The organism is Massilia oculi, from assembly GCF_017582745.1.
GTDB classification, from domain to species: domain Bacteria; phylum Pseudomonadota; class Gammaproteobacteria; order Burkholderiales; family Burkholderiaceae_D; genus Telluria; species Telluria oculi_A.
This window is the reverse complement of sequence record NZ_JAFVIM010000002.1, coordinates 378352-392192: the sequence shown is the minus strand read 5'-3', so window position 1 is coordinate 392192 and position 13841 is coordinate 378352. Positions and strand designations below refer to the sequence as shown.

Here is a 13841-nt window from a genome sequence, read left to right as displayed (position 1 = left end):
GTGCCCTTGACCCGCAGGCCCGCGGACGCGTCGTCCCTGCGTCCTTGCGGCCTTGCGTCCAACGTCGGGGACGATCCCGACTCCGATACCGCCGCCCTGCATCTCCCGCATCGCCGCCTTCATTCCCAGCACCGCCAGGTTCGTCCTTCCCTCATCCCCTCCACCTTATGCGGCGTTGTCTGACACGTGCCTGCCGGGATCGATTTTGCTGTTAGATTATTAATATCAAATACGACCTTCAGCCCACTCTTCTTTCTGCCATGAAAACCTTTCACTGCGACAAGTGCTCACAACAGATATTTTTTGAAAACACCCTCTGCTTCAACTGCAACAGCACGCTCGGCTACCAGCCGGCCACGCGCAGCGTCAACAGCTTCGAGCAAACCGAGGACGGCCTGTGGCGCAGCCTGAACCGCACCGACGCCGGCAAGGTCTACAAACAGTGCAGCAATTATGTTCAGCACGATGTATGCAACTGGATGCTGCCTGCGGATGACCCGCACGATTTGTGCGCCTCGTGCCAGCTGACCGTGGTCATCCCGGCGCTGACGTCCGAAAAGAACCACATCCTGTGGGCGCGTCTCGAAGCGGCCAAGCGCCGCCTGCTGTTTTCGCTGGCGACGCTGAACCTCACCCCGGCGTCGAAGGAAGCCGAGCCGGAGACCGGCCTCGCATTCCAGTTCCTGGAAGACGGCGTGACGGACCAGTGCGTGATGACCGGCCATGCCAACGGCGTGATCACCCTGAACATTGCCGAAGCCGATCCGGCCGAGCGCGAACGCACGCGCGAGCAGATGCACGAGCGCTATCGCACGCTGCTGGGCCACTTCCGTCACGAAAGCGGCCATTACTATTTCGACCGCCTGGTGGCCAATAGCCCGTGGATCGACGAGTACCGCGCCCTGTTCGGCGACGAGCGCCAGGACTACGGCGAGAGCCTGAAGCGTCACTACGAGAATGGGCCTGCGGAAGACTGGGCGGAGCGTTTCGTGAGCAGCTATGCCAGCTCGCACCCGTGGGAAGACTGGGCCGAGACCTGGGCCCACTACCTCCACATGATCGATACGCTGGAGACGGCGCACTCCTGCGGCCTGCAGCTCAAGCCGCGCAAGGCCGACGAGCCTGCGCTCGACGGCATCACCTTGCCGACCAGGACGGACGCGTTCGACGATACCCTGAGCGACTGGTTCGCGCTGACTTATGTGCTCAACAGCCTGAATCGCAGCATCGGGATGCCGGACTCCTATCCGTTCACGCTCAGCCCACCGGTACTGGAAAAGCTGCACTTCGTGCACCGCGTCGTGCGCGCCCAGATCAAGCAAGCGACGGCGCCAGTCAAGCCGGCCGCGACGCCGGCGCCTGCCACGCCAGGCGCTTGAGACGACGCACCGTCATGAAGCCCGCGCCGCCGTTTTCCTCAAAACGGTGCGGCGCGCGCCACGCCGGTGCATCCCGTCACGCCGCCGTCTGGGTTTGCGTTTGCGTCATCCCGCCCAGGGTCTGCGTCTGGGATTGAGTCTGTCCCTCTTCGGAAGAAACCGGCTCGATCGGGATCAGGAAATCACGGCTGATGCCATTGCCCAGTGCATCGACCGACGCCAGGAAGCGGGTCAGGAAGGCGTGCAGGCCTTCTTCGAGGATGTCGCCGATCGGGGCCGATTGCAGCATGGCGTACAGTTCCATGGCCAGGCGCTCGGTATCGTGCGACTGCGCGTTACGCACGTCCTTCAGGTTGGCCACCACCGCGGCGATGCACGCCACCAGCGAGCGCGGCATTTTCTCTTGCAGGATCAGTAGTTCGGCCACCCGCTTCGACGTGATGGCGTCCCGATAGACCTTGCGGTAGGTCTCGAAGGCGGACACCGAGCGCAGCAGCGCCGCTAGCTGGTAGAACTCCGCCTGCGTCCCGGCCTGGACCGCATCGTGCGCCCCGAACCTGAACTTGACGTCGAGGATGCGCGCCGTGTTGTCGGCCCGTTCCAGGAAGGTGCCGAGGCGGATGAAGTTGAACGCCTCGTCCTGGAGCATGGTGCCCAGCGTGACGCCGCGCGACAGGTGCGAGCGGTACTTGACCCATTCCAGGAACTGGGCGGGATCGTGCTCGAAAGTGCGCTTGCTGAGATGCTGCTGCAGCATCAGCCAGGTCGTATTTTCGGTTTCCCATACCTCGGTGGTCAGGGAGCCGCGCACGGCGCGCGCGTTCTCGCGGGACGCGCGCAGGCAGCTCGTGATCGAGGACGGGTTGTCCGGATCGCGGACCATGAAGTCGATCACGTTCGTTTGCGTGAGCGCCGGGTACTTGGCCTCGAACTGCGCCTCCAGCTCGGACACGCCCAGCATGCTGCGCCAGCCCTTCTGCTCGGCCTGCGTCGACTGCGGCATCAGCGAATACTGGACCCGGACATCGAGCATGCGGGCCGTGTTTTCGGCCCGCTCGGTGTAGCGGGCCATCCAGAACAAATGATCTGCGGTGCGGCTCAACATGCTAGTTCTCCAAAATCCAGGTGTCCTTGGTGCCGCCGCCCTGCGACGAATTGACCACCAGCGAACCTTCCTGCAGCGCCACCCGGGTCAGGCCGCCCGGCACCATCGAGACGGTCTTGCCCGACAAGACGAAGGGCCGCAGGTCGATGTGGCGCGGCGCGATGCCCGATTCGACATAGGTCGGGCAAGCCGACAAGGCCAGCGTGGGCTGGGCGATATAGCCGTCCGGGTTGGCCACCAGGCGCTCGCGGAAGGCCTCGATCTCGGCATGGGTCGAGGCCGGCCCGACCAGCATGCCGTAGCCGCCGGCGCCGTGCACTTCCTTGACCACCAGCTCGGGCAGCCGGGACAGGGTGTACGCGAGATCTTCTTTCTTCCGGCACTGGTAGGTCGGGACGTTGTTCAGGATCGGTTTTTCGCCCAGGTAGAATTCGATCATGTCCGGCACGTAGGGATAGATCGACTTGTCGTCGGCCACCCCGGTGCCGATGGCGTTGGCCAGGCCGACCCGCCCGGCGCGCACCGCGTCGAGCAGGCCCGGCACGCCCAGGGTAGACTCGGGGCGGAAGGCGCGTGGATCGAGGTAGTCGTCGTCGATGCGGCGATAGATGACGTCGACCTGCTTCGGCCCGCGCGTGGTGCGCATATAGACGGTGTCGTCGCTGACGTACAGGTCTTGTCCCTGCACCAGCGCCACCCCCATCTGCTGGGCCAGGAAGGCGTGTTCGAAATAGGCCGAGTTGTGCATGCCGGGCGTGAGCACGACCACGGTCGGGTCGAGCGGCCCGTCCGGCGCCACGGTGCGCAGGTTGTCGAGTAGCAGGTCGGGATAGTGCTCGACCGGCGCCACGCGGTTGCTCGCGAACAGGGCGGGAAACAGCCGCATCATCATCTTGCGGTTTTCAAGCATGTAGGACACGCCGGAAGGCACCCGCAGATTGTCTTCCAGGACGTAGAACTCGCCCTCGCCCGCGCGCACGATGTCGACCCCGGCGATATGGGCGTAGATATTCGAGGGCACCTTGACGCCCTGCATGGCGGGCCGGTACTGGGCATTGTTCAGGATCTGTTCGGGCGGGATGATGCCCGCTTTCAGGATATCCTGGCCGTGATAAACATCGTGCAGGAATCGGTTCAGCGCGGTCACCCGCTGCACCAGGCCGGCCTGAAGCATGGCCCATTCGGCGGCGTCGATCACGCGCGGGATGATGTCGAATGGGATCAGCCGCTCCTTGCCGGCGTTGTCGCCGTAGACGGCGAAGGTGATTCCCACCCGCTGGAAGGTCAGCTCGGCTTCGGCTCGCTTTTGCGCGATCAGTTGCGGCGACTGCAGCGCAAGCCAGCGCGCGAACGCGTCGTAATGAGGCCTCGCTGTTGCCGCAGCGGAATACATTTCATCGTAAAAGTTCGGCATCGGATCCTCCAGTGGCATAGGTGCAATCAAGAAACGTGCCAGCTCGGCGGCGCCGCACGAGCGAATTATATTGCGGGTATGAATCATGCTTGTGCACAGTTGAAACAGATATATATCGATGTGCTGGTATCGTTCGTGACCACCCCTATAAAGGCATTCCCGCATGGCTATCCGGATCGCGCTGCACCACAAGACCAGCTACCGCTATGACCGGCAAGTCGCCCTCTCGCCGCATGAAGTGCGCCTGCGACCGGCGCCGCATGCGCGCACGCCGATCCTGTCGTATTCGCTGTCGGTGTTGCCGCAAGAGCATTTCATCAACTGGCAGCAAGACCCCTACGGGAATTACATCGGCCGTTTCGTGTTCCCCGAAAAAACGGATACGCTCGAGTTCACGGTCGACCTGATCGCCGACATGACCGTCATCAATCCCTTCGATTTCTTCATCGAGAAATATGCGGAGCATTTTCCTTTTGCCTATCCGGAGCAGTTGCAGGCAGAGCTGAGCGCCTATGCACAGCCCGAGCCGGCCGGCCCGCTGCTGCTGGCATGGGTGGCGGCGGCGCGACGCGAGCTGCTGGCCCAGCCGATGAATACCACCGACTTCCTGGTGGCAATCAACCAGCGCCTTCAACGCGACATCGCCTATCTGCTGCGCATGGAACCGGGCGTGCAGACGCCGGAAGACACGCTGGAAAAGCGCTCCGGCTCCTGCCGCGACAGCGGCTGGCTGCTGGTGCAGATCCTGCGCACGATGGGGCTGGCGGCGCGTTTCGTTTCCGGCTATTTGATCCAGCTGCGCGCCGACCAGGAAGCGCTGGACGGTCCGAGCGGCCCTGTCGAAGACTTCACCGACCTGCACGCGTGGACCGAGGTGTACATCCCCGGCGCCGGCTGGATCGGGCTCGACCCGACCTCGGGCATGCTGGCGGGCGAAGGCCATATCCCGCTCGCCTGCACGGCCCTGCCTTCGTCGGCGGCCCCAGTGACGGGCTTCAGCGACAAGGCCGAGGTCACCTTCGTCCACGAGATGACGGTCACCCGCATCCATGAAGACCCGCGCGTGACCAAGCCGTATTCGGACGCCGACTGGCAGGCCATCGACAGCCTGGGCCGGCAGGTCGATGCCGACCTGCTGGCCCAGGACGTGCGCCTGACCCAGGGCGGCGAGCCCACCTTCGTCTCGATCGACGACATGGACGCGCCGGAGTGGAATACCCAGGCGCACGGCGAGCGCAAACGCGCACTGGCGGGCACGCTGGCGCAGCGGCTGAAGGAGCACTTTGCGCCGGGCGGCCTGCTGCACTATGGCCAGGGCAAATGGTATCCGGGCGAACCGCTGCCGCGCTGGGCGCTGAACATCTTCTGGCGCGTCGACGGCGAGCCGTTGTGGCGCGACCCCGGGCTGTTCTCGGAAGAACACGTCGACGACGGCTATGGCCCCGAAGACGCCGCCCGCTTCGCCGCCGCGCTGGTCGATGCGCTCGGCCTGCCCGCCGGCAGCGCCATCCCCGCCTATGAAGACGTGCTGCTGCAGGCCCGGCGTGAACAGGCGCTGCCGCCCAACCTCGATCCCCTGCGGGCCGACCTGGACGCGCCGGAGGAACGGCGCCGGCTGGCGCGCCTGCTCGAACGCGGCCTGGGCCAGGTGGCCGGTTACGTGCTGCCGCTGCAGGCCGCGGCCGGCGCCGGATGGCGCACATCGGCCTGGCCGCTGCGGCGCGAACACCTGTACCTGCTCGAGGGCGACTCGCCGATCGGGCTGCGGCTGCCGCTGGCCACGCTGCCATGGGTGCCGCCGAAGGAACGCGATCCCGGCTTCGAGGTCGATCCGTTCGCCCCGCGCGGCGCCCTGGTGGCCACGCACCACGCCGCACAGCCGGCGCCGGAACGCGCTGCCGGCCGGCCCGCCTCTCCCTTCGTGCCGGACGCACGCGAGGTGATCCACACCGCGCTGTGCGTCGAAGTGCGCGCCGGGCGCCTGCACGTCTTCATGCCGCCGCAGCAGCGCCTCGAGGATTACCTGGCGCTGGCCGGCGCGGTCGAGGCCACCGCCGCCAGGCTCGGGATGAAGCTGCGGATCGAAGGCTATGTGCCGCCGCGCGACCCGCGCATCAAGCTGCTCAGCGTCACGCCCGACCCGGGCGTCATCGAAGTCAATATCCACCCGGCCGCCACCTGGGACGAACTGGTGCACAACGTGACGACCCTGTACCAGGAAGCGCGCCTGACGCGCCTGGGCACCGAGAAGTTCATGCACGACGGCCGCCACACCGGCACCGGCGGCGGCAACCACGCCACGCTGGGCGGCGCCAGCGCCGAGGACAGCCCGATGCTGCGCCGTCCCGACCTGCTCAAGAGCCTGATCACCTACTGGCAGATCCACCCGGCCCTGTCTTACTTGTTTTCAGGTACCTTCATCGGACCGACCAGCCAGGCGCCGCGCGTGGACGAGGCGCGCGACGACAACCTGTATGAACTGGCGATCGCCTTCCAGCAGATGGACAAGGTGCTGCCGACGCTGCAGCCGGGCGACAAGCCGTGGATGGTCGACCGCCTTCTGCGCAACCTGTTGGTCGACCTGACCGGCAATACGCACCGCGCCGAGTTTTCGATCGACAAGCTGTATTCGCCGGACGGCCCCACCGGCCGCCTGGGCCTGGTGGAATTGCGCGCCTTCGAGATGCCTCCGCACGAGCGCATGAGCCTGCTGCAAATGCTGTTGCTGCGGGCCCTGGTCGCGCGCTTCTGGCGCGAGCCCTGCCAGGCCCGACTGGTGCACTGGGGCACCGCCCTGCATGACCGCTGGATGCTGCCGCATTTCGTCGCCCAGGATATCCGCGACGTCGCGCGCGACCTGCGCGCGGCCGGCTATGCCTTCGAAGACCACTGGTTCGAGCCGTTCATCGAATTCCGCTTCCCGCGCTTCGGCACCGTCGTCTACGAGGGCGTCGAGATGGAGCTGCGCCAGGCGATCGAGCCGTGGAACGTGCTGGGCGAAGAAGTCGCGGCCGGCGGTACCGCGCGCTACGTCGATTCGTCGGTCGAACGCATGCAGCTGCTGGTGCGCGGGCTGACCGATGGCCGCCACGTGGTGGCCTGCAACGGCCGCATGCTGCCGCTGCACCCGACCGGCGTGCCGGGAGAATACGTGGCCGGCGTGCGCTTTCGCGCCTGGAGTCCATGGTCGGCCCTGCATCCGAGCATCCGGGTCCAGGCGCCGCTCGTGTTCGACCTGGTCGACACCTGGAGCGGGCGCGCGATCGGCGGCTGCACCTATCACGTGGTGCATCCGGGCGGACGCAATGAAACGGGGGCGCCGGTCAATGCCAATGCCGCCGAGGCGCGCCGTTTCGCACGCTTCTGGCCGCATGGCCATACCCCGGGCCCGATGACGGTGCGCCAGGAGCCACGCAATCCTGGCTTCCCTATGACACTAGATTTACGCTGGCAGGCAAGTTAACCTAGCGTCTTTGTACCACCAGTAATCAGCAGCTTCGATGCCGAATCAACTACTTGCCCATTACCTGGCCGCGCCGGACAGTTTCGACGAAATGCTCGACGCGGCCAAGGCGCCGCGCGCGCATTGGCGTGCGCTGCTGGACAACCTGGCGCACGAGGCGCCCGCCATGATGCGCCAGCGCCAGGAGATGGTGCAGCGCCAGGTGCGCGAGAACGGCGTGAGCTACAACGTGGCCGCCGACGCCCATGGTCAACAACGGCAGTGGGACCTGAACGTGCTGCCGCTGATCCTGCCGCACGAGGAATGGAGCGGCATCGAGGCGGCCGTGATCCAGCGCGCCACCCTGCTCAACAAGATCCTGGGCGACGTCTACGGCAAGGAGGAGATGCTGAGCGAAGGCCTGCTGCCGCCTGCGCTGATCCACGGCCACGCCGGCTTCCTGCGCCCCTGCCACGGGATGCGCCATCACGACGACGTCGCCCTGCACTTCTACGCGGTCGACCTGGCGCGCGCCCCCGACGGCCGCTGGTGGGTCGTGGCCGACCGCACCCAGGCGCCCTTCGGCGCCGGCTATGCGCTCGAAAACCGCGCCATCATCGCCCCCACCTTCCCCGACCTGCTGCGCGAACTCAAGGTGCAGCCCCTGTCCCGGTTCTTCCGTACCATGCACGAGAGCCTGGCGCACTGGGGCCGCCTGTGCGCGGCCGGCGGCGACGCGCCGGCGCCGCTGCGCGAGGGCGAAGCGCCGCTGATCGTGCTGCTGACGCCGGGCCCGCGCACCGCCAGCTACTACGAGCAGGCCTACCTGGCGCGCTATCTCGGCCTGCCGCTGGTCGAAGGCGGCGACCTGACGGTGCGCGACGGTGTGGTCTACCTGAAAACCCTGGCCGGCCTGCACCGGGTGCACGTGATCATGCGCCGGGTCGACGACGAATCGTGCGACCCGCTCGAACTGCAAAGCTCATTGCTGGGCGTGGCCGGCCTGACCCAGGCCGCCATGCGCGGCAACGTGCTGGTCGCCAACAGCCTCGGCTCGAGCCTGCTCGAATCGGGCGCGCTGCTCGGCTACTTGCCGGCGCTGTCCAAGCGCCTGCTGGGCGAGCCCCTCAAGATGCCGTCGGTGGCCACCTGGTGGTGCGGCGAAGATGCGGCGCTGGAAACCGTGATCGCCAGGCTCGACCGGCTGGTGATCAAGCCCAGTTTCTCGCAACTGCCCCAGGCGGCCGTGTTCGGACAAGACCTGGACGGCGCCGCGCGCGCGGCCTTCATCGCCCGACTGCGCGCCAATCCCAATAATTACATCGCCCAGGAGCTGGTGCGGCTGTCGCAGGCGCCGGTGTGGAAGGACGGCGCGGCGCCCGGCCTGCAGGCCCGCGCCATCGGCCTGCGGGTGTTTGCCTGCGCCACGCCGAACGGCTATGTGGTGATGCCGGGCGGCCTGACCCGGGTGGCCACCGGGCCGGATGCGCGGGTGCTGACGATGCAGATGGGCGGGGCCAGCAAGGATACCTGGGTCCAGGCGCGCGCCAGGACCGAAGTGCACCGCCTGCAGCAGCGCAGCATCTCGGGCCGCGACCTGGTGCGGGAAGACACCAACCTGTCGAGCCGCGTGGCGGAAAACCTGCTGTGGTTCGGACGCCATGCGGAACGCACCGACAATATCTGCCGCCTGCTGCGGGTCGCGCTCGATTTCCTGTTCAACGTCCGTTTCGACCAGCGCGGCGCCGAATGGCCGACCGTCGAGGCGCTGTGCATCTGGTTCGGCTTGCTCGACGAAGGGAAAAGACCGGCCACGCCAGGCGCGGGCCAGATCGGCCCCATCTTTACCGATGCCGAGATCGAGTCGGCCCTGCTGACGGCGGTCGTCTCGCCCGCGGTCCCCGGCCTGGCGCGGCAGCAGCAGCAATTGCACCGGCTTGCCGGGCAGCTGCACGAACGCTTCTCGGTCGACAACTGGCGGGCACTGAACCGCATGGTGCAGCCCGCCGCCGCCACCGGCGCGCGGCCATCGCAGTCGGGGGTCATGACGATCCTCGACGATGCCGCCGCCGCGCTGATGACGCTGGCCGGCTTCGCCTTCGATGGCATGACGCGCGATCTCGGCTGGCGTTTCATGTCGATCGGACGCCGCCTGGAGCGCCTGCAATTCCAGAGCGTGGTGCTGCAGCGCGCGCTCGCCATGAACGGGAGCGGCAACCTCGAATGGCTGCTGGAGCTCTCCGACAGCATCATCACCTACCGCGCCCGCTACCGCGCCCAGCCCGAATGGCTGCCGGTGCTCGACCTGCTGCTGCTCGACGAAACCAATCCGCGCTCGATCGTCTTCCAGCTCAACGGCATCCTGGGCACGCTGGGCAAGATCGAGCAAACCCATGGCCCCTGCGGCACGCATATGCTGGCGCCCTTGAAAACGGAACTGCTCGCGCTCGACCCTGACACTGACCTGAAGCAGGGCAATCCCTTGCTCGGCGGCCTGCTGGACCGGATCGGGCGCGCCAGTGCGGCCCTGTCCGAGCAGATCAGCGTGCAATTTTTCAGCTATACCGACAACGGCCGCCAAAGGAACCGCAGCACATGATCGCGCAGCCCATCACCGATTCACCGGCGCGCGCCGGAGCCTGCGCGCGCTATCGCGTGGTGCACGAAACGCGCTACACCTACAGCAGCCCGGTCACCCTGTCGCAGCAATACCTGCACCTGACCCCACGCTCCTTTTCCTGCCAGCAGACCGAGTCGCACCTGATCTGGCTCGATCCGGTCGTCAACGACAGCAGGGACGGTGTCGACTACTTCGGCAACCTGACCCGCCACGTGGCGCTGACCGTACCGCATGACAGCCTGCTGGTGCACGCCGAATCGACGGTCTCGCTGCGCGCGCGCTACACGCTGGCGCAGATCGCCGGGACGCTGCCGTGGGAGTGCGTGCGCGACATGATGGGCAAGGAAAAAAGCCCCGCCACCCTGGAAGCCTGCCGCTACCTGTACGCCTCGCCGCATGTCGCCAGCTTCCCCGAGCTCGAAGCCTATGCCCGCGCCAGCTACACCCCGGGCCGGCCGCAACTCGATGCCGCGCTGGACCTGACGTACAGGATCTTCGACGACTTCGAGTTCGATGCCAAGGCGACCGATATCTCGACCCCGCTCGACCAGGTGCTGCGCGGCCGGCGCGGCGTGTGCCAGGATTTCGCCCAGCTGATGATCGGCTGCCTGCGCAGCATCGGCCTGCCGGCGCGCTACGTGAGCGGCTACATCCTGACCCACCCGCCGGCAGGCAAGCCGCGCCTGGTCGGCGCCGACGCTTCGCACGCCTGGGTATCGGTGTTCTGCCCGGCGCTGGGCTGGGTTGACTTCGATCCGACCAACCGCTGCCTGGTGCAGCATGAACACATCACGCTGGGTTGGGGACGCGACTTCAGCGACGTGACCCCGCTGCGCGGCATCGTGCTCGGGGGCGGCAAGCAGGAGCTCGACGTCCAGGTGACGGTGACGCCCTTGCCCTTGCTCTAAGAGGCGTCCTTGTGCCCAAGCCCAGCGGGGAAGGGCATGCCCCCGCCGCCGCCGTCCATGCCGCCGCCGCCCCGGTTTCCACCGCCGCCGCCCTCGCCTTTCGCACGACCGCCGCCGCCCTGCGTGCGCGTCGGCCCCTGCAGCGGGATCATCACCTCGCCCGGCATCGGATCGAGATCGAGCGCCGCGCGGATGAAAGTGCGCAGGCTGACGACCAGCTCCGCCGTATGAATGGGCCGCCCCGCCGCCAGGTCGGCCGCCGCCTGCGCCGCCAGCCGGCAATGCGCTTCGGTGCCGAGCAGCAGGATGTCCGCCAGCGCGGCTTCGACGGCATCGCGGATGCGGCGCGAGCGGTCCGAGCTCGCCATGCCATCACCCTCCTCTCCCGACTGGGCCCGTTCGCGCAGGTCGCGCAAATGCGTCGGAGCGACCGTCAGCTGCCCGGTGAACGAGCCACCCAGGGTGCGATAGGCGGCGATCAGGGTTTTCAGGCGCTCGTTGATCTGGCGGTTCATGCGCTCGCGGCGCTGCTGGATGGTCTGCATCATGAGAATGCGGATGCCCACGCCCAGCAAGGTAAAGACGGCAAGCCCGATGATCGTGGTCATCGCGCCTTGCCATGAACTGAAATCCATATAGCGCATCCTGGCCCTAGCAATTGTCATCGATACAAGACAGTGTACCGATTCAAGAAGATATGCCTCGGCCGATTGATTTTTTTTGCGCGCGATGTCACACACCGGCCGCCTCGCTCGTCTACCAGACAGCCGGCCTGTTTGCCGGCATCGACTCGTTCAACCTGAGGAAACAAGACAAATGAATCGCGAAAACTGGTTCCAGGCCTCGCCCGAAGGCGCCCAAGCCCTGGGCGGCGTCCATCACTACGTCACGAAGAACACCAATCTTCCTTCCCAACTGATCCACCTCGTCTTCCTGCGCGTGTCGCAAATCAACGGCTGCGCGCACTGCATCGACCTGCACTCGCGCGACCTGATCAAGGAAGGCATGTCGGTCGACAAGCTGGTGCTGGTCCCGGTCTGGCACGAAGCGGCCTACCTGTTCTCGGACCAGGAACGGGCGGCGCTGGCCTGGGCCGAGGAAGTCACCCGCGTCAGCGAAACCCATGCTTCCGACGAAGCCTATGCCGCCGCCTCGAAAGCGTTCGATTCCAGGGACCTGGTCGACCTGACGATCGCCATCGCCGCCATGAACGCCTTCAATCGGATGGGCATCAGCTTCCGCCTGAAACCGGCCGCCAGGGCCTAGCGTCACGAACGGGCAACACCATCAAACCATTACCCACCATGGATTGACCAGAAGTTAAATTTCTCCATAGAATCATTCTTTGCCCATCGATGGAGCACGCGCGTGAATGACGAGGAGTTCGGCTGGCTGGTGACCCGCCTGGAGACGGAAGCCGCCAATGTCCCGCGCGCATTCCGTCTCAAGGTCTTCCTGATCAGCATCGCCGGCTACGTGTTCCTGGTGGCGATGCTGCTCTTCGTCGTGCTGGTCACGGCCTGGGCGGTCGCCCATGCGCACGAACCCGGCATGACGCGGGCGGTAGTGTTCGCCGGCCTGCTCGCCCTGATGACGCTGCCAATATTCTGGGTGACGCTGCGCGCCCTGTTCACACGCTGGGCGCCACCGGAGGGCCGGCATGTCACGCGCGCGGAGGCGCCCATGCTGTTCGACCTGCTCGACAAGATGCGCGCCAAGCTCGGCGGGCCGCCGATCCACCACGTCCTGGTCGACGACGACTTCAACGCCTGCATCGTGCAGCGGCCGCGCTGGGGCCTGGTCGGACCGAGCGTCAACTATCTCGTCCTCGGCCTTCCCCTCATGCATGGATTGAGCACGTCGGAAATGCTCGCGGTCATCGGCCACGAAATCGGCCACCTGTGCGGAGAACACGGCCGTCACACCGGATGGATCTATCGCCAGCGCCGGATTTTCGAGGAAGTCGCGTCCCGCATCGAGGCCGACGCCGACGCCACCGTCTGGCACTGGGCGATGGCGAAGGCCATGCGCGCCTTCGCACCCTATTTCTACGGCTATACCTTCGTGCTGGGACGCCAGATGGAATACGAGGCCGACCGCGCCGGCGCCGGCGTCACCAGCGCACAGGCTGCGGCATCCGGCCTGGTCCGCATCCGGCTGCTGGCCCAATGGCTGGGCCAGGATTTCTGGCCGACGCTGTACCGGCAGGCCGATACCCGCATCCGTCCCACCATCCTCCCCTACCGGGCGATGGCGACGGCATTCCGCATGAGCCACGACGAATGGGCCAGCCCGGCCGGTTTGCGCAGTGCCCTGCGCGAAGAATCCGGCGTCGCCGACACCCATCCCTGCCTGCGCGACCGCCTCGATGCATTGGGCCAGCAGCCATCGTTGCCCGCGCCCCTGCAGCGGCATGCGGCGGCAGCCCTGCTGGGGCCGCTCGGAGAGCGCCTGGCGGCCGAGTTCGACCAGGCATGGTGGCTGGCGCAGTCGAAAGGCTGGAGCGAGCGTCACCGCCACGTCACGCGCTCGCAGGCGCGCCTGTACGAGCTGGCCAGCCAGCCCCTGGCGGCCTTGCAGCCACAGGAACTGCAGGAACTGGCGCGCCTGAAGTCCGAATTCGAATCGGCGCAGGCCGCCAAGCCGGTACTCGAACACCTGTTGCGGCGGCCGGGCGGACCGTTTCCGCTGGCGTCCTGCGTCTACGGCAAGCTCCTGCTCGATGAACGCAATCGCGACGGTCTCGATTACCTGGCCACCGCCGCCCGCCATGACCGCCGCCTGGCCGACGAGGCCCTGCACACCGGTTTCGCTTACCTAGCGGATCTTCACGGCGAAGAGCGCGCCCAGGCTTGGGTGGACTCGGTACTGGACACTGCGCCGGCCTGACCGGACGCGTTGCTTTTCTGCGCGATTTTTCTCGCCGCAGGCAGTCGGCCCCCTTTTGTCACACGCCTGTCATTACGCAGGCGG

At 66.5% G+C, this 13841-nt stretch carries 9 protein-coding genes; 6 read left to right on the top strand and 3 right to left on the bottom strand.

Going from position 1 to position 13841, the window contains the following annotated elements:
- Positions 1-260 precede the first annotated feature (260 nt).
- The gene (locus tag J3U95_RS03890) at positions 261-1379 is read left to right on the top strand and encodes a zinc-binding metallopeptidase family protein (RefSeq protein WP_208277341.1); all 1119 of its coding nucleotides are present in this window, start codon (positions 261-263) and stop codon (positions 1377-1379) included.
- A gap of 76 nt (positions 1380-1455) precedes the next feature.
- Here J3U95_RS03890 and J3U95_RS03885 read toward each other — a convergent pair whose 3' ends face one another.
- Both J3U95_RS03885 and J3U95_RS03880 read right to left on the bottom strand, forming a co-directional pair.
- Positions 1456-2484, bottom strand: coding sequence for an alpha-E domain-containing protein (locus J3U95_RS03885; protein WP_208277340.1), 1029 nt, complete (start codon positions 2482-2484; stop codon positions 1456-1458).
- A 1-nt stretch (position 2485) separates the two neighbouring features.
- Positions 2486-3898, bottom strand: a complete 1413-nt coding sequence (locus J3U95_RS03880) for a circularly permuted type 2 ATP-grasp protein (protein ID WP_208277339.1) — start codon at positions 3896-3898, stop codon at positions 2486-2488.
- 163 nt (positions 3899-4061) lie between these two features.
- Between J3U95_RS03880 and J3U95_RS03875 the strand changes: the two genes are divergently transcribed.
- From J3U95_RS03875 to J3U95_RS03865, 3 genes are read left to right on the top strand one after another with little or no spacing between them, the layout of a single operon-like run.
- Positions 4062-7361: a transglutaminase family protein gene (locus J3U95_RS03875; protein WP_208277338.1), complete on the top strand. Its 3300-nt coding sequence runs from the start codon at positions 4062-4064 to the stop codon at positions 7359-7361.
- Between the two features lie 37 nt (positions 7362-7398).
- Positions 7399-9939 (top strand): circularly permuted type 2 ATP-grasp protein, encoded by a 2541-nt coding sequence (locus J3U95_RS03870; protein ID WP_208277337.1) that lies wholly within the window; start codon positions 7399-7401, stop codon positions 9937-9939.
- Complete coding sequence (locus tag J3U95_RS03865; protein WP_208277336.1) at positions 9936-10868, top strand: transglutaminase family protein; 933 nt, start codon at positions 9936-9938, stop codon at positions 10866-10868. Before J3U95_RS03870 ends, J3U95_RS03865 begins: the two co-directional genes overlap by 4 nt.
- Here J3U95_RS03865 and J3U95_RS03860 read toward each other — a convergent pair.
- Entirely contained in the window at positions 10865-11512 is a 648-nt protein-coding gene (locus J3U95_RS03860) for a hypothetical protein (RefSeq protein WP_208277335.1), read from the bottom strand. The genes J3U95_RS03865 and J3U95_RS03860 overlap by 4 nt on opposite strands.
- Positions 11513-11684: 172 nt before the next feature.
- Between J3U95_RS03860 and J3U95_RS03855 the strand changes: the two genes are divergently transcribed.
- Positions 11685-12134 (top strand): carboxymuconolactone decarboxylase family protein, encoded by a 450-nt coding sequence (locus J3U95_RS03855; RefSeq protein WP_208277334.1) that lies wholly within the window; start codon positions 11685-11687, stop codon positions 12132-12134.
- Positions 12135-12236: 102 nt separating this feature from the next.
- Positions 12237-13757: a M48 family metallopeptidase gene (locus J3U95_RS03850; protein WP_208277333.1), complete on the top strand. Its 1521-nt coding sequence runs from the start codon at positions 12237-12239 to the stop codon at positions 13755-13757.
- Positions 13758-13841 lie beyond the last annotated feature (84 nt).